This window comes from Thermovibrio ruber, assembly GCF_055380895.1.
Genome location: NZ_AP042397.1, coordinates 832717 through 854991 on the forward strand (window position 1 = coordinate 832717; position 22275 = coordinate 854991).

30 protein-coding genes are annotated in these 22275 nt (G+C 43.8%); 9 read left to right on the top strand and 21 right to left on the bottom strand.

Translation table 11 applies throughout. The features are described 5' to 3' along the window. Positions 1-11 precede the first annotated feature (11 nt). On the bottom strand, positions 12-482 hold the full coding sequence (gene rpsG, locus ACZ424_RS04390; RefSeq protein WP_464903790.1) for a 30S ribosomal protein S7: 471 nt from the start codon (positions 480-482) through the stop codon (positions 12-14). 17 nt (positions 483-499) lie between these two features. After that, positions 500-880: a 30S ribosomal protein S12 gene (rpsL, locus tag ACZ424_RS04395; RefSeq protein ID WP_464903791.1), complete on the bottom strand. Its 381-nt coding sequence runs from the start codon at positions 878-880 to the stop codon at positions 500-502. Between the two features lie 140 nt (positions 881-1020). Here rpsL and topA point away from each other — a divergent pair, with 140 nt between their 5' ends. From topA to ACZ424_RS04410, 3 genes are read left to right on the top strand one after another with little or no spacing between them, the layout of a single operon-like run. Beyond that, on the top strand, positions 1021-3117 hold the full coding sequence (topA, locus tag ACZ424_RS04400; protein ID WP_464903792.1) for a type I DNA topoisomerase: 2097 nt from the start codon (positions 1021-1023) through the stop codon (positions 3115-3117). Next, complete coding sequence (locus ACZ424_RS04405; RefSeq protein ID WP_464903793.1) at positions 3114-3596, top strand: metallophosphoesterase; 483 nt, start codon at positions 3114-3116, stop codon at positions 3594-3596. The genes topA and ACZ424_RS04405 overlap by 4 nt, the downstream gene beginning before the upstream one ends. After that, complete coding sequence (locus ACZ424_RS04410; RefSeq protein ID WP_464903794.1) at positions 3596-4234, top strand: carbonic anhydrase; 639 nt, start codon at positions 3596-3598, stop codon at positions 4232-4234. Before ACZ424_RS04405 ends, ACZ424_RS04410 begins: the two co-directional genes overlap by 1 nt. On the opposite strand, the gene ACZ424_RS04415 is transcribed toward ACZ424_RS04410, so the two are convergent. Then, a complete protein-coding gene (locus ACZ424_RS04415) occupies positions 4225-4884 on the bottom strand; it encodes a thioredoxin domain-containing protein (RefSeq protein ID WP_464903795.1) in 660 nt (219 codons plus the stop codon). The genes ACZ424_RS04410 and ACZ424_RS04415 overlap by 10 nt on opposite strands. A gap of 30 nt (positions 4885-4914) precedes the next feature. Here ACZ424_RS04415 and ACZ424_RS04420 point away from each other — a divergent pair, with 30 nt between their 5' ends. From ACZ424_RS04420 to acpP, 3 genes are read left to right on the top strand one after another with little or no spacing between them, the layout of a single operon-like run. Then, positions 4915-5397 carry a DUF2391 family protein gene (locus tag ACZ424_RS04420; protein WP_464903796.1) on the top strand — a complete coding sequence of 161 codons (483 nt, stop codon included), beginning with the start codon at positions 4915-4917 and terminating at the stop codon, positions 5395-5397. 31 nt (positions 5398-5428) lie between these two features. Further along, entirely contained in the window at positions 5429-6157 is a 729-nt protein-coding gene (gene fabG, locus ACZ424_RS04425; RefSeq protein WP_464903797.1) for a 3-oxoacyl-[acyl-carrier-protein] reductase, read from the top strand. Between the two features lie 49 nt (positions 6158-6206). Further along, entirely contained in the window at positions 6207-6440 is a 234-nt protein-coding gene (gene acpP, locus ACZ424_RS04430) for an acyl carrier protein (RefSeq protein ID WP_464903798.1), read from the top strand. A 74-nt stretch (positions 6441-6514) separates the two neighbouring features. Here the strand turns inward: acpP and ACZ424_RS04435 are convergent, their stop codons facing one another. From ACZ424_RS04435 to ACZ424_RS04475, 9 genes are all read right to left on the bottom strand, one after another. Then, positions 6515-6757 (bottom strand): hypothetical protein, encoded by a 243-nt coding sequence (locus ACZ424_RS04435; protein WP_464903799.1) that lies wholly within the window; start codon positions 6755-6757, stop codon positions 6515-6517. Then, positions 6723-8273, bottom strand: coding sequence for a 2-isopropylmalate synthase (locus ACZ424_RS04440; RefSeq protein WP_464903800.1), 1551 nt, complete (start codon positions 8271-8273; stop codon positions 6723-6725). Before ACZ424_RS04440 ends, ACZ424_RS04435 begins: the two co-directional genes overlap by 35 nt. Before the next feature lie 121 nt (positions 8274-8394). Beyond that, positions 8395-9087 (bottom strand): rhomboid family intramembrane serine protease, encoded by a 693-nt coding sequence (locus ACZ424_RS04445; RefSeq protein ID WP_464903801.1) that lies wholly within the window; start codon positions 9085-9087, stop codon positions 8395-8397. Positions 9088-9096: 9 nt separating this feature from the next. Continuing rightward, positions 9097-9960 (bottom strand): dUTP diphosphatase, encoded by an 864-nt coding sequence (locus ACZ424_RS04450; RefSeq protein WP_464903802.1) that lies wholly within the window; start codon positions 9958-9960, stop codon positions 9097-9099. After that, the gene (locus ACZ424_RS04455) at positions 9953-12091 is read right to left on the bottom strand and encodes a polyribonucleotide nucleotidyltransferase (RefSeq protein WP_464903803.1); all 2139 of its coding nucleotides are present in this window, start codon (positions 12089-12091) and stop codon (positions 9953-9955) included. Before ACZ424_RS04455 ends, ACZ424_RS04450 begins: the two co-directional genes overlap by 8 nt. 263 nt (positions 12092-12354) lie before the next feature. After that, complete coding sequence (gene rpsO, locus ACZ424_RS04460) at positions 12355-12624, bottom strand: 30S ribosomal protein S15 (RefSeq protein ID WP_464903804.1); 270 nt, start codon at positions 12622-12624, stop codon at positions 12355-12357. Positions 12625-12780: 156 nt separating this feature from the next. Beyond that, positions 12781-13008: a hypothetical protein gene (locus ACZ424_RS04465; RefSeq protein WP_464903805.1), complete on the bottom strand. Its 228-nt coding sequence runs from the start codon at positions 13006-13008 to the stop codon at positions 12781-12783. A 1-nt stretch (position 13009) separates the two neighbouring features. Continuing rightward, complete coding sequence (locus ACZ424_RS04470; RefSeq protein WP_464903806.1) at positions 13010-13252, bottom strand: hypothetical protein; 243 nt, start codon at positions 13250-13252, stop codon at positions 13010-13012. A 35-nt stretch (positions 13253-13287) separates the two neighbouring features. Further along, positions 13288-14244 (bottom strand): tRNA dihydrouridine synthase, encoded by a 957-nt coding sequence (locus ACZ424_RS04475; RefSeq protein WP_464903807.1) that lies wholly within the window; start codon positions 14242-14244, stop codon positions 13288-13290. Between the two features lie 58 nt (positions 14245-14302). Between ACZ424_RS04475 and ACZ424_RS04480 the strand changes: the two genes are divergently transcribed. Both ACZ424_RS04480 and ACZ424_RS04485 read left to right on the top strand, forming a co-directional pair. Further along, a complete protein-coding gene (locus tag ACZ424_RS04480) occupies positions 14303-14644 on the top strand; it encodes a hypothetical protein (RefSeq protein ID WP_464903808.1) in 342 nt (113 codons plus the stop codon). 18 nt (positions 14645-14662) lie between these two features. Then, positions 14663-15484, top strand: coding sequence for an oxygen-binding di-iron domain-containing protein (locus tag ACZ424_RS04485; protein WP_464903809.1), 822 nt, complete (start codon positions 14663-14665; stop codon positions 15482-15484). On the opposite strand, the gene ACZ424_RS04490 is transcribed toward ACZ424_RS04485, so the two are convergent. The 9 genes from ACZ424_RS04490 to ACZ424_RS04530 form a co-directional block, all read right to left on the bottom strand. Then, on the bottom strand, positions 15485-15679 hold the full coding sequence (locus ACZ424_RS04490; RefSeq protein ID WP_464905210.1) for a FeGP cofactor biosynthesis guanylyltransferase HcgB family protein: 195 nt from the start codon (positions 15677-15679) through the stop codon (positions 15485-15487). Beyond that, complete coding sequence (locus ACZ424_RS04495) at positions 15673-15873, bottom strand: hypothetical protein (RefSeq protein WP_464903810.1); 201 nt, start codon at positions 15871-15873, stop codon at positions 15673-15675. Before ACZ424_RS04495 ends, ACZ424_RS04490 begins: the two co-directional genes overlap by 7 nt. A gap of 43 nt (positions 15874-15916) precedes the next feature. Continuing rightward, positions 15917-16297 carry a roadblock/LC7 domain-containing protein gene (locus ACZ424_RS04500; RefSeq protein WP_464903811.1) on the bottom strand — a complete coding sequence of 127 codons (381 nt, stop codon included), beginning with the start codon at positions 16295-16297 and terminating at the stop codon, positions 15917-15919. Positions 16298-16415: 118 nt separating this feature from the next. Beyond that, positions 16416-17120 carry a hypothetical protein gene (locus ACZ424_RS04505; RefSeq protein WP_464903812.1) on the bottom strand — a complete coding sequence of 235 codons (705 nt, stop codon included), beginning with the start codon at positions 17118-17120 and terminating at the stop codon, positions 16416-16418. Then, positions 17117-17590: a hypothetical protein gene (locus ACZ424_RS04510; protein ID WP_464903813.1), complete on the bottom strand. Its 474-nt coding sequence runs from the start codon at positions 17588-17590 to the stop codon at positions 17117-17119. The genes ACZ424_RS04505 and ACZ424_RS04510 overlap by 4 nt, the downstream gene beginning before the upstream one ends. Before the next feature lie 9 nt (positions 17591-17599). Continuing rightward, complete coding sequence (locus tag ACZ424_RS04515) at positions 17600-18097, bottom strand: hypothetical protein (protein ID WP_464903814.1); 498 nt, start codon at positions 18095-18097, stop codon at positions 17600-17602. Between the two features lie 8 nt (positions 18098-18105). Next, positions 18106-18954, bottom strand: coding sequence for a radical SAM protein (locus ACZ424_RS04520; protein WP_464903815.1), 849 nt, complete (start codon positions 18952-18954; stop codon positions 18106-18108). Between the two features lie 8 nt (positions 18955-18962). Continuing rightward, positions 18963-19838 carry a tRNA pseudouridine(13) synthase TruD gene (truD, locus tag ACZ424_RS04525; RefSeq protein ID WP_464903816.1) on the bottom strand — a complete coding sequence of 292 codons (876 nt, stop codon included), beginning with the start codon at positions 19836-19838 and terminating at the stop codon, positions 18963-18965. Next, complete coding sequence (locus ACZ424_RS04530) at positions 19825-21042, bottom strand: bifunctional folylpolyglutamate synthase/dihydrofolate synthase (RefSeq protein ID WP_464903817.1); 1218 nt, start codon at positions 21040-21042, stop codon at positions 19825-19827. Before ACZ424_RS04530 ends, truD begins: the two co-directional genes overlap by 14 nt. 463 nt (positions 21043-21505) lie before the next feature. Here ACZ424_RS04530 and ACZ424_RS04535 point away from each other — a divergent pair, with 463 nt between their 5' ends. Beyond that, entirely contained in the window at positions 21506-22027 is a 522-nt protein-coding gene (locus ACZ424_RS04535) for a hypothetical protein (RefSeq protein WP_464903818.1), read from the top strand. The last annotated feature ends 248 nt before the right edge of the window (positions 22028-22275 follow it).

Sequence of the window (22275 nt, forward strand, 5' to 3'; positions counted from 1 at the left end):
AATTGAGTTACTTACCACCTGTAGTGGGCAAAAGCCTTGTTTGCCTCGGCCATCTTGTGGGTATCTTCCTTCTTTTTGAAGGCTCCGCCTCTCTCGTTGTAGGCGTCTATAAGCTCGTTTGCAAGCTTGTTAACCATTCCGCGCTCAGAACGAGCACGTGCTGCGTCTACGATCCACTTTAAGGCCAGGTGGATCTGTCTTTCCGGTCTTACTTCCATTGGAACCTGGTAAGTTGCACCACCAACACGGCGTGGACGAACTTCCATAAGTGGCTTTACGTTCTCTACGGCCTTGTGGAACACCTTGAGAGGATCCTCTCCAAGCTTCTCTTTAATGATCTCAAATGCGCCGTAGACGATCTTCTCAGCCTTACTCTTCTTACCGTCCTTCATAACTTTGTTGATAAGCTTTGCTACAAGCTTGTCACCGTAAACGGGGTCTGGAAGAATTTCCCTTGGTGGAACTGGTCCTTTCCTGGGCATGTCACTCCTCTCCTAAATTATTTTTTCGTCTTAGGTCTCTTTGTTCCGTACTTGGAACGAGACTGTCTCCTTCCCTCAACGCCTGCTGCGTCAAGAGCTCCCCTGATAATCTTGTAACGAACACCCGGAAGGTCTTTAACCCTTCCACCCCTTACAAGAACAACGGAGTGCTCTTGCAGGTTGTGTCCGATACCTGGGATGTAGGCAGTAACCTCAATTCCATTTGAGAGCCTTACCCTTGCAACCTTTCGGAGGGCAGAGTTAGGCTTCTTAGGTGTTGTCGTAAATACCCTTACACAGACTCCCCTTTTTTGAGGGTTACCCTGAAGGGCTGGAGCCTTTGAGCGCTTTACCTTCTTCTCGCGCCCCTTTCTAACCAACTGGTTAATTGTGGGCATACTACTCCTCCTTATATAGTTTGACGGGCTGAATATAAGCAAAGGGAAAAGAGTTTGTCAAGGAACAGTTTAGGCTACACAGTTTGACTTTAAAAGGGGCTCTATTTAGATTTTGAGTTTACTCCGTAAATGGGGGAAATATGGGAAAGAAGCTGTTAATCGTTGAATCTCCGGCAAAGGCCAAAACGATTCAGAAGTACTTGGGTAAAGACTTCGTCGTTAAGGCCTCTATGGGCCACGTTATTGACCTCCCTGAAAAGGAGTTCGGAGTAGACATTGAAAAGGGATTCAGGCCAAAGTTCGTAACGATTAAGGGAAAAGATAAAGTATTAAAGGAGATAAAAGAGGCGGCCAAGAAGAGTGAAGAAGTTTTCTTGGCAACAGACCCGGACAGGGAAGGGGAGGCAATAAGCTGGCACATTGCAAACGCCCTAAAAAGGGTAAAGAGGGATAACATCTACAGGGTAAGGTTCCACGAGATTACAAAAAAAGCCATTCAGGAAGCCGTTAAAAACCCCGACAAGATAGACGAGAACAAGGTTTACGCCCAACATGCAAGGAGAATACTTGACAGGATTGTGGGCTACACAATATCTCCGCTTCTTTCCAAAAAGTTCAAGAAAGCCCTTTCAGCCGGAAGAGTTCAGTCTGTTGCTTTAAGGCTCATCTGTGAGAGAGAAGAGGAGATAAGAAAGTTCGTCCCGAAAGAGTACTGGACGGTAGAGGCTACGTTTAAAAAGGAAAGTGAAGAGTTTCCTGGAAAGCTCTTTGCCGTTGATGGAAAAAAATTGGGAAAGTTTGATATACCGGACGAGAAGACTGCAAAAGAGTTAGTAGAGAGAGCAGAAAAGGCTCAGTTCAGAGTTACAAAGGTAGAAAGGAAAGAGAGAAGAAGGAAACCGCTTCCTCCCTTCATAACATCAACCCTTCAACAGGAGGCCTCAAAGAGGTTCGGTTTCTCTGCAAAGCTAACGATGCAGATAGCCCAGCAGCTCTATGAGGGTATAGACCTTGGGAGCGAAAGGGTAGGTTTGATTACCTACATGAGAACAGACTCAACGAGAGTTTCAGAAGAGGCCGTAAAGGAGGCAAGGGAGTTCATAGAGAACCAGATTGGAAAGAACTACCTCCCTTCAAGGGCAAGGAGCTACGAAACAAAAAAGCCAACTTCCGCCCAAGATGCCCATGAGGCAATAAGACCAACTTCAGTCTACAGAACTCCGGAGAGCGTGAAGCCTTACCTAACTCCTGAACAGTTCAAGCTCTACGACCTTATCTGGCGTAGGTTTGTTGCCTCTCAGATGAAGGACGCCGTTTTTAACACGGTCTCTGTTGATATAGATGGAAACGGCTTAACCTTCAGGTCTACAGGCTCAACCCTGAAAGAGGAGGGCTTTTTAAAAGTTTACCCGATTGAAGTAGAGGAGAAACTCCTTCCAAACCTTAACGAGGGAGAAGAGGTTGAAGCTAAAGAGGTAAAAGGTGTTCAGCACTTTACAGAGCCCCCATCTCGCTACACTGAGGGAACCCTGGTTAAAGCCCTTGAAGAGGCTGGAGTCGGAAGGCCTTCAACTTACGCAACAATAATCTCAAACATTATCCAGAGGGGCTACGTAGAGAAAGAGAAGCAGAAACTAAAGCCTACTGAGCTTGGTGAGTTTATAAATTCACTCCTTGTTAAACTCTTTCCAAAGGTCGTTGACGTAAAGTTTACAGCCTCTGTTGAGGAGGAACTTGACAAGATTGAGGAGGGAGTGAAGAACTGGAAGGAGCTCCTTACCGAGTTCTACTTCGGAGAGTTTAAAGAGCTACTTGAGAACGCTAAAAAAGAGCTTAAAGGTTTAAAAGGCGAAGAAATCGGAAGGGAGTGCCCGGAGTGTGGAGCTCCACTCCTAAAAGTCCACGGTAGGTACGGAGCATTTATAGCCTGTTCAAACTACCCGGAATGTAAATACAAAGAGAGCTTGAAGGAAGAGCCAAAAGAAACCGGGGAGAAGTGTCCAGAGTGCGGAGCTCCCCTTGTTATAAAATCTGGTAGATACGGTAGGTTTATAGCTTGCTCAAACTACCCCAAGTGTAAGTATACTGCCCCAATTACCTACGGAAAGTGCCCGAAGTGCGGAAAGGGAGAAGTAGTTGAAAGAAGGAGCAAGAAGGGTAAAAGGTTTTACGGCTGCAGCAGGTACCCTGAGTGTAACTACGTCTCCTCAAAACCTCCTAAAGGGAGTGAAAAGTGAAAATAGCAGTTGTTTCAGACTCCCACGACAACCTTGAGAAGATTAGAAAGACGGTGGAAATCGTAAACCGAGAAGGGGTGGAACTTTTAATCCACTGTGGAGACTTCGTCTCCCCCTTTGCAGTTAAGGAGCTCCTCAACAACCTTAAGTGCGACTTTATGGCAGTTTTCGGGAACAACGACGGAGAAGTAGTAGGCTTGTTAAATGTTTCAGGGGGAGTAGTAGAGAAACCACCAGCTTCAAGGCTCATAGACGGCCAGAGGTTTGCCGTTATGCACGAGCCACTGTTTGTTGAATCACTTGCAAAGTCCGGAGACTTTGACTTTATCCTCTACGGTCACACCCACCAAGTTGACACAAGCGTTATAAACGGATGCCAGGTAGTGAACCCAGGGGAGCTCTGCGGCTACATAACGGGAAAGAGCACCTTTGCTATACTTGACACCCAAAACCTAACAGTTAAGATAGTAGAGGTGTAATGAGCCCTGCAAAAGTAATAGAGAAGCTCCTTATCAGAGAGTGTAGAGCTAAAGAGCCGCTTAACCGATACGAATCCTGTATAGTCTGTGCTTCCACTGTAGTCTGGAGGATATCAACCCTGTTTCCCGAAGGTTTCATAATCTCCAACGCAGCTGCCCAAGTCTTTCCAAATTTAGCCTCAATCTACTACGCAGTTAGAGACCTGAAAGTCCCCCTCATAGCCGTTGTTGGAACTACAACCGTTGACCTTGAAAAACTGATAACTCTTCCTACCCAGTCTGCAGAGGTTGAGTTTAAACTCTTACGGAAAACCTACGAAGAGAACGCAGAAATACTCCTTTCCCTCTACGACAACCCAAAAACCTTCAACGCAGCTCTTATGGAAATAAACGTAGACAACCAAATAGACAAGCTCCTCTCCATTCCTGAAATAAAGGAACCGGTAGAAGAAAGTAAACTTGCCGTCTGCGGCCTTATACTGGACGAAGACAACTTATACGGAGACAGACCCAACTTCTACCTAATAAACTTCAACGGAATCAGCGACCCAGACGAGATAAGAAACCTTCCGGAGCTTGAGGAGATACCCGAATCTGTGAGAAAACAGAAAATTAAGAAACTCCACGTTCAGTTGTGAGAGAGGAACCGTTTTAAACCGTCAACTCCGACGATAACATTTCCCTCATCTGTTATAAAAACAGGCGTTCCCGTAATACCCAACCTCTTGAACTTATCCTCAACGCTCCACACCTTCAGTTTTCCTAAAGCGCAGAGTTTAAACGGTGGATTCAGGTTAAAAAATTTTTCTCCAGTAGCGTTTTCACAGTAAGAGACAACTGCTGCCTTAAACTCCTCTCCACTAAAACCTAAAGGAATGAAATACATTCTAAACTTACCTTCCAGTTTCTTGAGGAGCTCCCTATTCTCCCTACACGCTTTACACATCGGGTTTGTGAAGACGAGGAGCTCCCTCCCTCTTCCTACAGAAAAGAGAGCCTTACCCTTAAAAAAGTCAAAATCTTTCTTAGAGACTCTTAACGGAGGAACCTCTAAAAGGACACCCTCTATGAGAAACCTACGGTCTTGGGATATAAAGAATGTATCCCCCGATGCCGTTTCAACTCTACAGGCGTTAAACGACTTTAAAAAACTTACAGACTTCACAATAACGGGAAACTTTAAAACCCTGTTTAAAATAGACTGAACTTCGGGAGCAGACGGGCACTCCGACGCAAACAGAGAAGTTGCCCAGAAAAGAAACAGAACCATAAATATTAGCTTCTTCATTGTGGAATCTATTTTACCAGAGAGGGAAACTTGGAGAGGAGAGAAATAGAAAAGATAGAAAGGGAGTTACACCAGATTAACGAGAAAATTAACGCCATAAGCAGAAAGTTAGAAAATGAAAGCTCAAACCTCAAACTGTCAGACATCATTCAAGAAGCCGCTGGAGCAGCACTGTTGGCTTTCCCGTTTGCGGCAAGTGAGGATGTATGGGAGCTCTCTGAAAAAATGTCCCTCTTACATGCCCTTTTCCTCCTCTTCCTAACAATTTTAGGACTTTATATAGTGATAAAGTTCGGGAAGATCGGAAACTGGAAGATACAGAACTTAGGAGGATTTCTACCCCTTAGACTCCTAACAATAACGGTAATATCCTTAACAGTATCAGCCCTCTCTCTTCTAATACTTGGCGTTTACCCTTCAGTAATCAACAATTCAGAGTGGTTTCTTAAGGCGGTAATCTTAGTTTTCCTCTTCTCAACGATGGGTAGCTTCGGTTTAGATGCGGCAAAATGAGATAATTTAAAAAATCGGAAAGGAGGACAGTGTGTTTAAAGAGCTAAAAGGTGCAGTAGTTTTAATTACAGGAGGAACGAGAGGAATAGGAAGAGCCATAGCAGAAGCCTTTAAAGGCGCTGGAGCTACCGTTTACATAACGGGAACAAACAGAGAAAGAACAGAGGCCGCTGCAAAGGAGCTTGGCGTAAACGGCGTAAAAATGGACGTAACAGACAGAGAAGAGGTAAAACGCGTAGTTAACGAAATAATTGAGAAGGAAGGAAAGATTGACATTCTGATAAACAACGCAGGAATAACGAAGGATACACTGTTTCTCAGGATGAAAGACGAAGACTGGGACGCCGTCATCAATACGAACCTCAACGGCGTTTACAATGTAACAAGAGCCGTTGTTCCTGCAATGGTGAAAAAACGTAAAGGAGTAATCATAAACATCTCTTCAGTCGTCGGATTTACAGGGAACGTTGGCCAAGTCAACTACTCTGCGACGAAGTCTGCCCTAATAGGGTTCACAAAATCACTGGCAAAAGAACTCGGAGGAAGAAACATAAGAGTTGTTGCCGTAGCTCCGGGATACATCACAACAGACATGACAAAGACAATACCCGAAAAGATAAAGGAAGAGCTCATAAAGTCTATTCCCCTGAAGAGAGAAGGTGAGCCAAGAGAGGTTGCAGACGTATGTTTGTTCTTGGCCTCAAACATGGCCTCATACATTACAGGAACTACAATTCACGTAAACGGTGGACTTTTCTAAGAGGTTGCTTATAATTCCAGTTGGCTATAAAACCACAGGGAGGTAAAAAATGGAAAACATTGAGCAAAAAGTAAAAGAGATCATAGCCGATAGGCTCGGAGTTGACCCAGACGAGATAACACCTGAGGCTTCATTCGTAGAAGACCTTGGAGCAGATTCCCTTGACACGGTTGAGCTCGTTATGGCTTTAGAGGAAGAGTTTGGAATTGAAATTCCAGATGAAGACGCTGAAAAGATTCAAACTGTTGGAGATGCAATAGAGTATATCCAGAAACACCTATAACAATAAAGCCCCCTTTGGGGGCTTTATTTAACTTATCCTTCTCTCCTTTTTCCTCAGGAGCTCCTAAGACAGAATTAAACTCCTTCTAAGTTTATCTGTAATTTACCCTGTGAAAGAGACTTAGCATACTCTTCAAGAGCCCTATAGTCTTTAGAAGCTTTAAGCGTATAAGCCAAGACAAAGATAAAAAAGAAGACACTAATAAATGCCGAGTAGATAAACAGGTTCTCAACAACCTCATTTATTCCAAAATAGAAGAGTAAAGGGGCAAAAGCCCCAAAATTAAATTCCTTTCTTCTTGTTCTTTCTTCTCTCAAGTCTGTCTAAAGCCTCTAAGAAGGCAAGGGCAGAAGCTCTTACTATATCGGGGTCAACTCCCCTTCCACTGACTCTAAAACCGTCCCCCTCTAAGGTTACGTAAACCTCTGCCTGAGCATCGGTTCCGGCAGTTAAAGCTCTTATTTTGAAGTCTTTAAGGTTAACCTCATCTCCTATACCAAGAGCGTTCTTTATGGCTCTATAAGTAGCATCAACGGGGCCATTACCAACGGCCAGCCCAAGTTTCTCTCCCTCCGGCGTTTTTATCTTTACAGTAGCCGACGGAATAATTCCTTCACCGCTAACCGCTTGGTTGTAGAGGAGCTCGTAGTTTCTCTCTCTCGTTCCTTCAAGGCCTTCAATGAGGAGCTCTATGTCAACGTCGTATATCTCCTTCTTCCTTGAGGCAAGCTCTTTAAACTTTCTAAAGGCCTCTTCAAACTGCTCATCGGAGAGCTCCACTCCCATCTCTTCAAGCTTTTTCCTAAAGGCGTGCCTTCCGGAGTGTTTTCCGAGAACAATTTTTGATTCCTTAAGGCCAATGTCCTCAGGCTTCATAATCTCATAAGTTTCCCTGCAGGCAAGAACTCCATGCTGGTGAATACCGGACTCGTGGGCAAAGGCGTTATCACCAACAATAGGTTTCGTTTTAGAGATAAGAACTCCGGTAAGCCGGCTCACAAGCTGAGAAGTTCTATATATCTGAGTTGTATCAACGTCTGTATAAACCGGAAAGTGGTCTGAACGAACTTTAACGGCCATAACAATTTCTTCAAGGGCTGCATTTCCTGCCCTCTCTCCAAGGCCGTTTATTGTGCACTCAACCTGTCTTGCTCCCGCCATAACTGCCATAAGTGAGTTTGCAGTTGCAAGGCCGAGGTCGTTGTGACAGTGAACACTAATAACTGCTCTATCAACATTTTTTACGTTTTCCATGATGTAGCTTATCTTTTCATACCACTCGTCTGGAATAGCATAACCAACGGTATCGGGAATGTTAACTACGTCGGATCCGGCCTCAATAACTGCTTCAATAACGTCACACAGGTATTTAAGGTCTGTTCTACCGGCATCTTCAGCTGAAAACTCAACTTCTGCCTTCTCTCCCATAATCTCCCTTGCAAACTTAACTGCCCAAACAGCCCTCTTTAAAGCCTCATCACGGCTCATTTTCAGTTTATACCGGAGGTGAATGTCAGACGTTGCTATAAACGTGTGAATTCTTACCCTGTTTCCCTCTTTAAGGGCTTCCCAAGCCGCTTTTATGTCTTCCTCTTTTGCCCTTGCAAGTGAACAAACAGTTGATTTCTTAACCTCTCCTGCAATTCTCTTAATTGCTTCAAAGTCGGCAGGAGAGCTTATTGCAAAACCGGCCTCAATAACGTCAACTCCCAACTTCTCAAGCTGCTTTGCTATCTGAACTTTCTCATCTACTGTTAAGTTAACTCCCGGCGTCTGTTCACCGTCCCTTAAAGTAGTGTCAAATATGTAGAGCTTTTCCTTGCTCCTTGTCAATTCCAACCTCCGGTTAGGGTTCAGCTTAAAACTATTTCTAACTGCAATCTTTTGTCAATAGACACGGTAATCTTACCTATTATAACGCTTAAGTAAACTTGGTCATCGGCTATCTTTTGACTTAAATAAACTCCTCTTTACTCTCCCTACCCGAAATCAAGAGTTTTGTTAACAGAACTCCTGTCAGAAAACCTCCTATGTGGGCGAACCAAGCTACCCCGCCCATTGACAGGTGGTTAATAGAGACAAGCGCACTTACAAACTGCATAAGGAACCAAATGCCTATCCAGAGAACCGCCGGTAGAACAATAACGTCAACAAAGAAGAAAATGAAGATTAGCGTTACTATTTGTGCTCTCGGGAAGAGAACAAGGTAGGCTCCAAGAACTCCGCTGATTGCTCCGGAAGCTCCTATTAGGGGAATAGTTGACTGAGGAGAAACAACCGATTGAACAAGAGCAGCTACAACTCCACAGAAGGTGTAGAAGAGAAAATACTTTAACTTCCCTAATCTGTCTTCAACGTTATCTCCGAAAACCCACAAAAAGAGCATGTTTCCAAATATGTGGAAAAGTCCTCCGTGAAGGTACTGGTAAGAAACCAAGTTTCCGTAAGGTGTTAAAGGGTCAGGAGGGGGTAAATCAATGCCGTGCATTATTTCGTAGGGAATAACTGCAAACATTCTTATGAAAATCTCCCGATAAGTAGGTGGAAGGATGAGTTCGTAGATAAAAATAAGAGTGCAGGCTACTATTATGAGAATTGTTACAACGGGAGTTGAACGGCTCGGGTTTAGGTCTTTTATGGGTATCAAGGATTCCTCCTATCCTGTGCTGCCGAAACCTCCTTCTCCTCTTATCGTTTCCTCCAAACTCTCAACCTGTTCCGCCTCAATGGGAAAGAAGCGGCGTGGAATTAGCTGAACTGCCCTCCAGGGGAGCTCCGGCACTTCCTTTTCAGGGTTAACTTTAACAAGAGGAACCTTTATCGTTCCCCTGTAGGTCATGTCAATTATTCCGACGGAGTTTGCAAGGACAAAGCCGCTCTTGTAGATAGAGGAGCGGGGAACAAGGTCAAAGTAGAAACCCGGAGGTGGGGCTACCCTGACGCCGGTGTCAAAGAAGTAAACGTTTCCATCAACCTTTAAAAGTTTAACCAGGTATAGGTCAAAACCGCTGTCTGAAACCCTTTTCTTAAAGGGGGGAAGAGCTCCCTCTTCTAAAGAGAACCTAAAAGCCTTTCTCTCCCACTCCCTGCCGGTTAAGTAGCTTAAAAACCTCTCAAAGTAGAACTCAGACCTCTCCTCAGTCTCCTCGTCGTAGAATAGGTGAAGGAGAAGGTCGGCAGGAGCTCCCACTACAAAGAAACCGTCTTCTGCCTCCTTTGGGGAAAAGGGCCTTAGGAACTCCCTAAGCTCACTCTTAACCTTTTCGGGAGCAGGGATAAAGAGACTTCTGTTTCCCCAAACTCCGTTTGACTCAAATAGACCCCTGACGAAGTCAATATCAACTGTAGGCTCAGGTAGTGATGTGGAGTCCAAGATAAGGCGGAAGACCTTCCTGCTGAGCCAGTTTTCAAGCCTTCCACCTAAAGCCTGCTGAATCTTTACCGCAACGTCTAAGAATCTGTCCTCAAAATCAATTACCGTTCCCCTGCCGTAGACCCAGCCTAAGGCCCAGTTACTCATTGCTTCCCTCTGGCTGAGCGTAGAATCCTCCCTGCTGGCGGAGCTTCCTTTCCTCCTCTGGAGTAACGTCTATGCGGCTGAGCTTCGGCCTACCGAGTTGGTCAAACTCAACGATTTTAACCGGAATAACGTCTGAAACTTTAATGTGCTCAAAGATATTCTCTCTAACTTCTGGAGGAAGCTTAGATATGTGAATTAAGCCAACTTTTCCCGGGGCAAGCTCAACAAAGGCTCCGTAGTTCTCCACCCTTGTAACCTTTCCAAGGTAGGTGTTTCCTACCTCAAGGTCTTTTGTAACGTCCTCAATCATCTTAAGGGCCTGAGCTGCAGCCTCTTCACTTGGAGCTGAAACTAAAACGGTTCCATCCTCTTTAATCGTTATCTTCACTCCCGCCTTGTCTATTATCGTCTTAATCGTCTTACCCCCCGGCCCTATTAGGTCTCTGGTCTTTTCTGGTTCAATGTGTGTTGTAACGATTCTCGGAGCGTAAGGTGATACCTCTTCCCTCGGCTTACTGATAACGGCATCCATCTTGTCTAAGATGTAGAGCCTCCCCTGCCTTGCCTGTTCAAGGGCTTTTGAGAGGACGTCTCTGCTTATTCCCTTAACCTTTAAGTCCATCTGAATTGCAGTTACGCCTTTTCTGGTTCCGGCAACCTTAAAGTCCATGTCTCCAAGGTGGTCTTCGTCTCCAAGAATGTCTGAGAGAACGACGAACCTGTCTCCTTCCATAATGAGACCCATCGCTATACCTGCAACTTGAGCCTTTATGGGAACTCCGGCGTCCATTAAGGAAAGTGAACCGCCACAGACCGTTGCCATAGAAGAGGAACCGTTTGACTCAAGAATATCAGAAACCACTCTGATTACGTAGGGGAACTCCTCCTCCGGCGGAATTACTGGAGTGAGAGCTCTCTCTGCAAGTGCTCCGTGTCCAATCTCCCTCCTTCCAGGGCCTCTCATCGGGGAAATCTCACCTACGCAGAAGGGAGGGAAGTTGTAGTGGAGCATGAACCTTTTTTGCTCCTCAGGCATTAAACCTTCTACTAACTGATACTCCTCAGGCGTTCCGAGGGTTGTTGTAACCAACGCCTGAGTCTGTCCCCTCGTAAAGAGGGCAGAGCCGTGGGCCCTCGGAAGAACGCCAACCTCTACGGAAATCGGCCTTATCTCGTCAGGCTTCCTTCCGTCAATCCTTACGCCCCTATCAAGAACCATCTTCCTTACAAACTCTTTCTCGGCCTCTGCAAAGGCCTCCTTTGCGAGGTGGTGCTCCTCCTCAGGAATGTTAAGATCTATGAGCATAAGCTCCCGGAGCTCCCTTAACTTCTCCCTCCTCTCGTGCTTATCTGGAATGGTTATAATCGGCTCAATCCTCTCAAAGACCCAATTCTTAATCTTCTCCTTTGCCTCTTCGCTTAGTGAAGGAGCAATGAACTCGTACTTCGGCTTACCTGCGAGCTGGCGAAGCTCCTCTTGAGCTTTGACTATCTTCTTAATCTCCTCGTGGGCAAAGAGAATAGCATCAAGGACTTCCTCCTCAGGAACTTCTTGAGCTCCACCCTCAACCATAACTACGGCATCTTCCGTTCCAGAGACGATTAAGTTTATATCGGCCTTCTGCTGCTCCTCATAGGACGGGTTTATAACCAACTTCCCTTCAACCCTTGCAACCCTGACAGCCCCAACCGGCTTTTCAAAGGGAATCCTCGATATATGAAGGGCAGCAGATGCTCCGTTGATTGCCAAAACTGCAGGGTCGTTCTCTTGGTCGGCAGAGATAACAAAGGCAATAACCTGAACGTCGTTCTTAAAACCTTTCGGGAATATCGGCCTGATTGAACGGTCGGTCACCCTTGACTTTAAAACCTCTTCGTCTGTCGGTTTTCCCTCCCTCTTTATGAAACCTCCGGGAATCTTACCGGCAGCGTAAGCCCTCTCTCTATACTCAACCAAGAGAGGGAAGAAGTCAATGTCCTCCCTTGGCTCATCGCTCATAACTGCAGTAACCAAAACCATAGTGTCGCCCTGGGAAACTACTACAGAACCGTCGGCCTGTTTTGCAACCTTTCCGGTCTGGAACCTCATAGACCGGCCGCCAACCTCTACTGCAACTTCTGAAATGGGCATTTTTACCTCCGATATCTGTTTTTCACCCGTTAACTTATTGACGGATAATAGCACAAGGTAGAGGAATGCACAGAAGTTTTCTTTGAAAATATATTTAAAGTTAGAGGAAACCCGTTTCAAGGAGTATACACAACTTCAAGTGAAGAGCTGTTTAAAAACCTTGACAAGAACCTATCGGAAATGAAAAGTAAACAGGACATAATAAGCAGAAATTAACAGAGGTTAAGATGGGGAAAGGGGGAGCTCCCCCCCTAAAACGCCTTTTACTTCCTTAAACCGAGCTTAAGAACGATGTTCTGATACCTGTTAAAGTCTTTTTCTCTAAGATACTTTAGGAGTTTCTTCCTTCTACCGACTAACCTTAGGAGAGCTCTCTTGTTGTAGTTGTCGTGCTTGTGCTCTTTAAAGTGAGCTGTTAGGTTCTTAATTCTTTCGGTCAAAATGGCAATCTGAACTTCCGGAGAACCGGTATCCTTGTCGTGGAAACCATACTTCTTAACGATTTCTTGAACTACGTCCTTATCTATGGGCATCTCTACCTCCAATTTCGTTTCACCGGTGGCAAAAGGCAAGTGGAAATTTAGCAGAAGGATAGGAAGTTGTAAAGGGGCAGAGGAGCCAAATTTTCTGATAAATTAACAACGGAAGGGATTAGAATTTATGACAGAAGGGGAAGTCCGAATGAAAAACTAAACCTCTACGCCCAAAATTGAGCAGACTCTTTCAAGGAGCTCCGGTCGGTTAAAGAGCCTGTAACTTCTTCCTTTTAGTTTTAAGTTGTAGAGGAAGTCAACGGCCTCTGTGTCAACAAATCGGGAGTTTTTCAGGTTAAGAATTAGTTCTTCACCTTCTTTAAGGAGCTCCCTCAGTTTCAGCACTCTTTCGTAGTTAAAATCTCCAAGGAGCTCCACATTCAACTTACCCTTTCCTCTTCTTACTTATCCTGTCAAAAATCTTAACTACAATCTCTGCAGTGTCTATAAAGTTCTGAACAGAGAGAATGAGGGTTGAGACCACGTCCGTAATTACTTCATCGGCACACAGGGCGAGCTCGTTGGCCTTCTGTGGCGGAAGACCGACCTTTAAACCCCAGCTCCTTACAAACTCAACGGCAGGTTCAATTGCCTGAACTCGGTTAGGAATAACGATTTCAGACCTCAAAAAAACCTCTAAAACCCTGTTACTCGGTTTTAAAGTTATTTTTCTTCTTCGGCGTATTCCAGCTTTATTTTTATGAGGTTCTCAAGGAGCTCCTCGCAGCTCTTACTCCTCATAACGGCATCGTTAAGCCTCGCCCTACCTCTAACTCCTTTAAATATCTGGCTTATCTGAGCCTTTATAGCCTTGCAGGCCTTTTCCTTCTCAAAAAACTCCCACATTAGGGAGAGCTCCCTCAAGATAAAGTCAACTCTCTCCGAAACTAAAGGGCTGTAGTCCCTCTTCTCCTTGTACTCCTTAAATATCCAGGGGTTAGAAACGGCTGCTCTACCTATCATAACACCGTCACAGCCGGTCTCCTCAAACTTTACATCCACCTCCCTCCAGCCCCTTATATCTCCGCTACCGATAATCGGAACGCTTCCAGCCATTCTCTTTAAATCCTTTACCCTCTTCCAGTTTGCCATTCCGGAAAATCCCTGTTTGGCAGTCCTTGGATGGAGAGCTATTGCAGAAATGCCGGCACTTAAAAGGTTCTCTGCAATCTCTTCCAAGTTGTCCTCGTAAAAACCTAACCTTATCTTAACTGAAACTGGAGTGTTATAAGGTTTCAGAGCTTTAACGGTCTCCTCTACAATTCTTCCCATTTCTTTCGGAAACTGAAGGAGGTAACCGGCAGCCTTTGCTTTTAGAACTTTTTTAACGGAACAGCCGAAGTTTATGTCTATCGCCTCAGGTTTATACTTCTCAACCATTTTCACGGCAGCTTCTGCAATCTCTTCAGGGTTTCTACCGTAGAGCTGAAGGTGGATAGGCCTTTCCTCGTCTGTAAAGTAAGCAAGTTCTAACTCTTCTCCTCTGTGGATTATCCCAGTTGCGTTCATAAGCTCTGAGTAGACTCTATCTGCCCCAAGCTTTCTACAGAGGTACCTGAAGGCCGAATGGGTATAACCTGCCATAGGGGCTAAAATAACTTCCCTATCTATCTTTAACATACTAAACTCCGTATAATAGAAACTGTATAGTCATAAAATTTAAATTACGGAGGAGAACATGGGTATTGAAGAAAAAGCAAAAGAGGAGATTCCCTTTATAGTTGGCTACGCTGCCGTTAGGTTCAACGGAGACGTTATTGCAGCCTATGGAGACGAGACGGAAAAGATCCTTGATAACGTGAAAAATATCGTAAACGAGTACTTGAAAATTTACAGAGCACTTGGAGAGTACTCCGTTGGAATGCCGAAAGAGATACTCATGAGTACAACAGAACTTTTTATGCTAATAAGAATCTTCTACAACGAGGAGCTCTACCAGTTAGCAATCCTTCACAGTGACGCAAACCTTGGATTTACAAGGTATAAACTCCACGAGTATGCTCAAAAGCTCTCAAAGTAAACTAAGGGAGAGGTAAGTATGGGACTTAAAATAGAAGAGCTAAAGGCTGGGAACTTTGACCTTAACAAACCAGTTATTCTCTACGAGGATAGTGAACACAGGGTAGCATGGGTAGGGAGCTCTGAAAACTTTATCTTCAGGTGTAACGCCTACCTCATTTCCTCAAACGCGGTAAACGTTCTCTTAGACCCTGGGGGAATTCAGCACTTTGAACAGGTAAAGGAGAGAGTTTCACAGCTCATAGACCCAAAAGAGGTTAATTACATCGTTTCCCACCACCAAGACCCAGACGTTGCAGGCTCAATTCCAAAGTGGCTTGAGATAAACCCCGAAATCACCATAGTTACAACTCCAAGAACGAAAGTCCTGCTACCTTACTACGGTTTTGACAGAAACAGCGTAAACTGGTTAGATGTAAGTTCCTTAGACGATACAATGCTCCAATTGGGAGACAAAAGCCACCTGCTGTTTCTAAGTTCTCCGTTTCTCCATTTCCCCGACGCCTTCGTAACCTACGATTCAAGGGCGGAGCTCCTTTTCTCAGGAGACATATTCGCCGCAATTCAGCAGAAGTGGGAGCTTATCGTCTCAGACTGGGAAAGACACAAAACAGAGATGATGTATTTCCACGTCTACTACATGGCGTCAAACAGAGCTCTCAGGTATTTTGTAGAGAAAATTAGACCTTTTCCCATAAAGGCAATAGTTCCACAGCACGGTTCAATTATCCCTCAGGAACACGTTAAAGACGCCCTTGAGTTCTTAGAGAACCTAAAGTGCGGCATAGACTTACTCCACGAGGATTCTCCCGTCCAGTCTATACTTAACGATATTTTCTGATTAGGCAAGGGTAGAAACTCCCGAACCGGGTAGTCCCAACCTTCCCCTTGCAAGGAGAAGATCACAATCTGAAATACTTCTCCCTGCAAGGGCTTTCCTGAGTGCAGGTGTCTGAAGAAGATCAAACAGGCTTGTAGGTATCTTTAACTGAACAACCTTCTTTTCTCTACTAAGGTCTCCTCCGACGTTTACCAGAACATCAAATCCGTTACTCGCTTTACCACTTTAACAGCAGTTAAAAACCTGCCGAAAATTGCCGTAACCTGCTGAAATACTGACGCCAACTCAATAGAGAGTGCAGCTTCTTTAACCTGCTCCTCGGTTTTAACAAAGCTCTTGTAGTAGCTTAAGGGGGAGTTCCCTGCGGCAAAACCACACTTTAAAAACACCGCTGCCTACATGATAGTTGAAGTTACCCCAACAGTCGTAGGGTTAAGAACCTAAAACGGAGATTATTCTCTCTATGGCGTCCTCAACCTCTATGTTTAAAAGTCCTATATTAGCATCTGACTTAATAACGCAGACCAGAATTGCCCTTCTTCCAGCCCGTCTGGAGAGAATGTTCTCCTTTGAACACCTAATAAGGGCGTCCTGGAAATCTCCAGCGTCAACAACCTTTGAGAGCCTATCAGAGGTTCCTACAACAGCAGCGGCCATTGCAGCAAGCTTCTCAGCACTCAAGTGCCCCTTCATTATCATTGAGACAACTACCTGACCGTCGGGGGTTGCTATAAGGGCTCCTAACATATCTGAGCCCATTGCGTCCGTAAGGTCTGAAAGTATCTGTTCAAGCCTCTCTCTCTTACTGGCCATGTCCTACCTCCACAAAAATAATTTTAACACCTATCTGAAACTACCTAGTAAATCTCATTCCAGGTTTCTCTTATAAGGCTGCAAAACTCAAAAACTGTAATCCTCATTAAATTCAAGCTTAACTTAAGAGAGCTTCAGACAGCTCATCCTCTATAAAGGGCTGGTCGAGTTCGTAGTTGGGATACTCCTCTATATCGGCAGCTACGGCTCCGAAAGTTCCGCCTGAAATAAGGATGAGACAGAAGGCTCTGTTGAACTTAAGCAAAATCTTTTTTACGCCGCAGGGATCTTCATTTCTAACTTTCTGAACAAGGTTTTCTATAAGGCTTAGTGCGTCCTCTGGAGAGTTAAGTGAGGAGAACTCAAGCCTACCTTTACAGTAAACCAACTTCAAGTTTTCTTGCTTAAAATACTTCTTGCAGACCTCTAAAAACCTCCCGGGAGTTTCCTCTAAATCTTCCTCTGCCTTCTCTTTCTTTTCAAGTTCAGGAACAAAAAATTCTTCAAACTTTTCCTGAGAAACTTCCTCCTGAACATCTGGAGACTCTTCCTGAATAAGCAAGAACAAGTCCATTTGGCCAACTCTAACGTTAGATTCAGCGTTTTGGTAAGGCAAAAACTCTATCCGGTCTATGTTTTCCTGCTCGTTAAGCATAAACTTTAGGGCATCCATTCCAAAAAGTTCTTCATCGTTATGAACTTCTACCCTTATTATTTCGTCACCCTTTATAAGGAGCTCCCCCTCCCAATCATCTGCAATAACTTTCAGCTTCCTGCTGGTACGCGTTCCCATAAGGTTAAGAAGGAGCTCCTGAAAAGTCATTTCACCTCTCTCTCTGTAATTACTTCATCAATTAGTTTAGAAGTTCTGTAAAGCCAAGAGTGAAGTCTCTTTACCGTCTTATCTATTGAAAAGTGCGGAGAGAGCTCCGGATCTGCAACGTAGATGAGAAAGAAGTTAAGCCTTTCAGAGAAGCCCTTCATAACAAAAACCACCTCTCGGGTGTCCATCTGGTAAAAAAGGAGTCTTGGCGGTTCAAAACCTCCAACTTTTAAGCCGGGATGGGCCTTGTCGTGGAACTTCTGTGCCGTCTGAAAGAGCTTAATGGCATAAGGAAATATTTTCTCTACTTCGTAGTTGTGGCTCTTCTTCTTCAGGAAAACCTTAAGGCCGTCTGAGGTAAAAATAGCCGTTGATATCCAAGCTGTTGTTTCAATCTCAGAGCTTTTCTTTTCAAGGAGCTCCCTCAGGTTCCTTGCCTTATCGTCCCTCCTGCCAAAAATCCAGAACATTATCTCTCCCTAAATTTTTGCTGCAACCTCCAACGCAAGCTTCCTTACAGATTTCTCATCTGTAGGGTCAAGAACTACCACTGGAAGTCCTAAAGACTTAAAAGCGAACAACTTATCCTGATTCACCCTATGAGGATAAGTGACAACAAGAAGCTTAAAAGCCTCTCTGTAAGAGTTAAACTGTGAAAAAAAGTCTACATAAAGCTTAGCATCCCTTAAGGTTGAAAATGATGGAATGAGAAAGAGCAAAGCATCAAAACGATTTCCCACAATTTCCCAGATAAAGTCAAACTTGGGTTGGCCGGGAACACCTATAAACATTACTTCCTTATCCTGGTGTTTTAAGAAGTTAACTTCAACTCCAACAGTTGTAGTTGTGCCCATCTCTTTGAAAGAGACAGGATTAATCTCAGGCTCCTCTGTTCCCAAAAACTCGTGCCGATTAACGTTCCTCACAAAAGAGGTTTTCCCAGCGTTGTAAGGACCACAAACAATAACCTTTTTCATGATTTCCCCTAAACAGCAAGCTTTAAACCAAAACTCTTCGCATAATTATAAACGGTATTGAATTCTTTATCAGTTACCCTTCTGCATATCTCTGGATAGTCACAGGCCTTGTAGTAAGGGTAATACTGGTCCATAACGTTGACGTAGGTCTCACTTCCCAAGTTTTCGGCAATCCACCTTAGAACTTCTTTACTGTCTTCAGTCCAGTTCGGCATTACCAGGTGGCGGACGATTAACCCCCTTTGGGCAAGGCCGTACTCGTTAACCTTCAGGTGCCCCACTTGTCTGTGCATTTCCAACACCGCCTCTTTTACAACCTCTGGGTAGTCGGGAGCTTTCAGGTATTTGGTTGCAAACTCTCTGCTGAAAGTCTTTACATCCGGCATGTATATGTCAACAAGCCCTTCTAACTCCTTTAGAACCTGAACGCTCTCGTAACCACCACAGTTGTAGACAATGGGAAGTGTTAACCCTTTACTCTTTGCAACTTCAACGGCTTCAAAGATCTGCGTAACCTGGTGAGTTGGAGTGACAAGGTTTATATTGTGACAGCCCCTTTTCTGAAGGTAGAGCATAATCTCCGAGAGCTCCTCGGTAGTTATATACTCCCCTTCCATCAGGTGGGAGATCTGGTAGTTCTGACAGAAGACACACCCCAAGTTACACCCTGTAAAGAAAATAGTTCCCGAACCGCTCCACCCTACCAAAACAGGCTCCTCTCCAAAGTGGGGGCCAAAAGAGGAAACCATTGGCCTATCGGTTACTCTGCAAAAGCCTAATTCCCCTTCAGAACGTTTAGCCATACAGTTCCTCGGGCAGAGCCGACAGGGGGAGATAAGGCCCTTTAAACTCGCCATCTGGAACCTCAAATAAAGGCGTGCTTTAAGAACATAGTAGCAAAACTTCCTTTCGGCAGGAAGAAAAAGAGGTAGTTACTGTTTTTCTTGACCTCACGGGGAATAACGTAAGTCATCCTGTAGTCACCCTTTATTCTGAGAAACCTCAAGAGTTCCAAAAGCTCCTCTAAGCCCAATCCCTCTTCTCTTAGAACTTGTCTGTATAACTCATCTGAGTCAAGGAGTTTCTTCTTGTAACCCAGTATCGTCCAAAATTTGGGGAGCTCATCAACACTAAATCTTTCCGGAATGAAAAACTTCTCCTCTCCATCTAAAACGTAGTAGCCAGAAAACCTCTCTTTTAGGTAGAGCTCCAAGCTCCTGTTCCAAAGATAAGAGAGGTAAGAGTCTAAGAGGAAGTTTTGAGTCCAGCTGAGCCTCTTCTTAGGTTTTTCGGAGAGTTTAAAAAGGAGCTCCCTTCCCCTCCTCCAGTTTCCCGAAATCCTCTGAACGTCGTAGTAGTTGATAAAGGCCGGAACCTCTTTTACCTCAAATCCTGAAACGTTAACGGCAAACTTGTTTCCTTTCAGCTGACCTATTTTTAGTTTTTTCCTCGTTTTTCCCAAAAATTTCAGAATAAACCAGCTCTCACTATTAACGTTTTCCCTTAAAAAGTCTCCCAAAAACTCCTCAGATGAAACTTTCTGAAAAGTTAAAGCAAACTTGTCCTTCAATCCGGCATAAGAGAGGTTAAGCCATTTACAAACCTCTTTTGTAGTTAAATTTCTCTTTGCAAGAAGGTATAAGTAGTATTTCCCCGAGGAATCTACTGGAATTTCAGAGATCTCTTTAACTATGAAATCCTCTGGTCTGTTCCTCTTCCAGCTGAACTCAACTTCTCTCAACAAGACCTCCTACGTAGAAAGAACCGGTAATGATAGAAGGCCTTTCAATGTCACTAACCCTCACTCTATCAAGAATTTCCACTTTCTCAATACCACTCTCGGCGGCAATTTTTTTCAGAGCATAAACGCTTTCAGCCCTTTCATTTTCTATCTGAAGAAGGTAGAGGGTGCCGGAGCTCTCCTTTAAATACTCAGAAACTATTTTTAAGTTTTTCATCTGCTCCTTATCTTTAAGCCCTGAGTAGTAAACGTCCCCTAAAATCCCCAAGCCTTTAGCGGTCTCAAAGAGCTTCTTAAGAGCTCCCTCGTTGTGGGCAACATCAAAGATAACCGGCGGAACCTCCTTTAAAACCTCAAACCGGCCGGGAAGTTTTACAGTAAACTCTTTAGGAATTAAAAAGTGTTTCCCAAACAACCTTTCATATAAAAGCTGAGAAGCTCTAATAGCAACGGAAGCATTAACTGCCTGATGCTCTCCGATAAGTGCAGTCTTAACGGGAACAGAACCCATGTAGTAGAAAGACGTCCCTGAAACAGAAACCCTGACGCCGTCTACCCAGAAATCCCTGTCGTAGAGGTGGAGCTCCCCGTCAAAAACCTCCTCAACCCGTTCCAAAACCTCACTGCCGACCTCTCCAACAACACCGAAAGGAACGCCCCTAAAAACCTCTGCCTTTTCTTTTGCGATTTCGGAGAGGGAGCTCCCAAGGTAGTTCGTGTGATCTAAAGAAACAGTCGTTAAAACCGCAACCTGATGGTTAAGAACGTTTGTTGCGTCAAACCTCCCCCCGAGTCCAACCTCAAAAACTGCAGCGTCAACGTTTTCCCTCTTAAAAACCTCAAGAGCCAGAAGGAGAGAGGCCTCAAAGTAGGTAAGCTCAAACTTCTCTATCAGCAGAAGAACGGAACCGAAAGCCTCGTCTAACTTTTCTGTCTTAACCTCTTTAAAGTTAACCTTAATCCTCTCGTTAAACCTGTAAAGGTGGGGAGAGGTAAAAAGACCAACTTTCAGACCGTTTCTGACCAAAGCTTCACTTATTAAATGAGAAACCGAACCCTTCCCGTTCGTTCCTGCAACAATAACAGAAGGGTAGTCTTTTCCTCCAAACTCCTCAATAGCCCCTTTTATCCTATCTAAACCCGGCTTCCAGATAAACTCTTTAAAGTAAAAGTATCTTTCAAATATTGTCAGATCTACCTCCAAAATTTCAATTTTGATAGTGTACGATATTTTGTGTAAGCTTGAGAAATGGGATAACCTCCTGGGGAACACCCCACAAATACCAACCCCAGGAGGCAAAAATGGAACTACAGAAGATTTTAGCAGACCTTACTTTTCTCAAGTATCTTGAGTCTATACAGAGAATGATACAATAGAAAGGACGATAAAGGAGATAAGGAAGAGGGTTAAGGTAATAGGAGATTTACCGTCGGTTAGTGCTGTTGAGAAGTTTGTTTACCTTAGGGTAGCAATGCTTAATGATAGGTGGTCCAACAGGGTAGTGAATGGCTTTTTAGAAGCCAGAGAGGAGATTCAGGAAATGTTCCTCAGGAGGTACTCCTAAATGGCTTACACAAAATTATTGACACAACCTTACCTTAATCTGGAGGTTCTTTTTTATTTCCGAACTCGCATAAATTTAAATAAACTGTGATGGAGGGTAGCCATGAAAAAAACAATATTAACCATGTTACTAATTTTTGCTTTTTCAACTTATAGTTTTTCAGAAGACATAACCGGAGCCTTTGGAATTAAATTTGGAACGCCTTTAGAAAAATTAAAAGTAATAAATCAAAGAGATGAAATAGTATCAATAGATCCACCAAAGAAAGTTAATTTTATAGATATTTACGGCGTGCTTATTACTCCGAAATCAAAACTTGTAGCTGCAATAATGGGAGTTAAAGCTGGTCTTGACCCATCAGAATGCGAAGATTTAGTTAATACTGTGCAATTAAAACTTGAGAAAAAATATAATTTAAAATTCATAAATGTTTTTAGTATGGATATTGATAGGACAGCTATAAAAAATGGAAAAAGAATAGAGCTATCATGCAAAACGAAATATGAAGACTTGAAGGAATTAGCTTATTTTATCATTTTTTATGCTGATTTGAAATTATCTCAAAAAGTAGAAAAAGAAAAATTAGAAGAGAAAGCAAAAACAATAGATGACTCAGGATTGTGACATTTTCTTTAAATACTCCGGGAGTATACCTTTAGTACCTTTAGGATATGCTTCCAAGATTTTCCTTTAAAGTTTCAATAAAAAGAAACATCATAGATGTTAAGCTCTGGAATAGAATATTTGCCTTTTACTGGAAGATTTTTTGTTTCATCTAAAGTAATTGGATTAATAGCTGCATTATCTAAATAAGTCTATAATCTTTTGTAAGAATAAGCTCTCCTGTAATTCCATAGTTATCGTGTAGTTTT

Bases quoted from the DNA above. Each gene is read 5' to 3' on its own strand.
- ACZ424_RS04415 (WP_464903795.1), bottom strand. From the start codon at position 4,884: ATGAAGAAGCTAATATTTATGGTTCTGTTTCTTTTCTGGGCAACTTCT.
- acpP (WP_464903798.1), top strand. From the start codon at position 6,207: ATGGAAAACATTGAGCAAAAAGTAAAAGAGATCATAGCCGATAGGCTC.
- rpsG (WP_464903790.1), bottom strand. From the start codon at position 482: ATGCCCAGGAAAGGACCAGTTCCACCAAGGGAAATTCTTCCAGACCCC.
- rpsL (WP_464903791.1), bottom strand. From the start codon at position 880: ATGCCCACAATTAACCAGTTGGTTAGAAAGGGGCGCGAGAAGAAGGTA.
- ACZ424_RS04520 (WP_464903815.1), bottom strand. From the start codon at position 18,954: ATGGCGAGTTTAAAGGGCCTTATCTCCCCCTGTCGGCTCTGCCCGAGG.
- ACZ424_RS04510 (WP_464903813.1), bottom strand. From the start codon at position 17,590: ATGTTCTGGATTTTTGGCAGGAGGGACGATAAGGCAAGGAACCTGAGG.
- ACZ424_RS04485 (WP_464903809.1), top strand. From the start codon at position 14,663: ATGGGACTTAAAATAGAAGAGCTAAAGGCTGGGAACTTTGACCTTAAC.
- ACZ424_RS04475 (WP_464903807.1), bottom strand. From the start codon at position 14,244: ATGTTAAAGATAGATAGGGAAGTTATTTTAGCCCCTATGGCAGGTTAT.
- ACZ424_RS04410 (WP_464903794.1), top strand. From the start codon at position 3,596: ATGAGCCCTGCAAAAGTAATAGAGAAGCTCCTTATCAGAGAGTGTAGA.
- topA (WP_464903792.1), top strand. From the start codon at position 1,021: ATGGGAAAGAAGCTGTTAATCGTTGAATCTCCGGCAAAGGCCAAAACG.
- ACZ424_RS04505 (WP_464903812.1), bottom strand. From the start codon at position 17,120: ATGACTTTTCAGGAGCTCCTTCTTAACCTTATGGGAACGCGTACCAGC.
- ACZ424_RS04535 (WP_464903818.1), top strand. From the start codon at position 21,506: ATGAAAAAAACAATATTAACCATGTTACTAATTTTTGCTTTTTCAACT.
- ACZ424_RS04455 (WP_464903803.1), bottom strand. From the start codon at position 12,091: ATGCCCATTTCAGAAGTTGCAGTAGAGGTTGGCGGCCGGTCTATGAGG.
- ACZ424_RS04500 (WP_464903811.1), bottom strand. From the start codon at position 16,297: ATGGCCAGTAAGAGAGAGAGGCTTGAACAGATACTTTCAGACCTTACG.
- rpsO (WP_464903804.1), bottom strand. From the start codon at position 12,624: ATGCCCATAGATAAGGACGTAGTTCAAGAAATCGTTAAGAAGTATGGT.
- ACZ424_RS04480 (WP_464903808.1), top strand. From the start codon at position 14,303: ATGGGTATTGAAGAAAAAGCAAAAGAGGAGATTCCCTTTATAGTTGGC.
- ACZ424_RS04515 (WP_464903814.1), bottom strand. From the start codon at position 18,097: ATGAAAAAGGTTATTGTTTGTGGTCCTTACAACGCTGGGAAAACCTCT.
- ACZ424_RS04450 (WP_464903802.1), bottom strand. From the start codon at position 9,960: ATGAGTAACTGGGCCTTAGGCTGGGTCTACGGCAGGGGAACGGTAATT.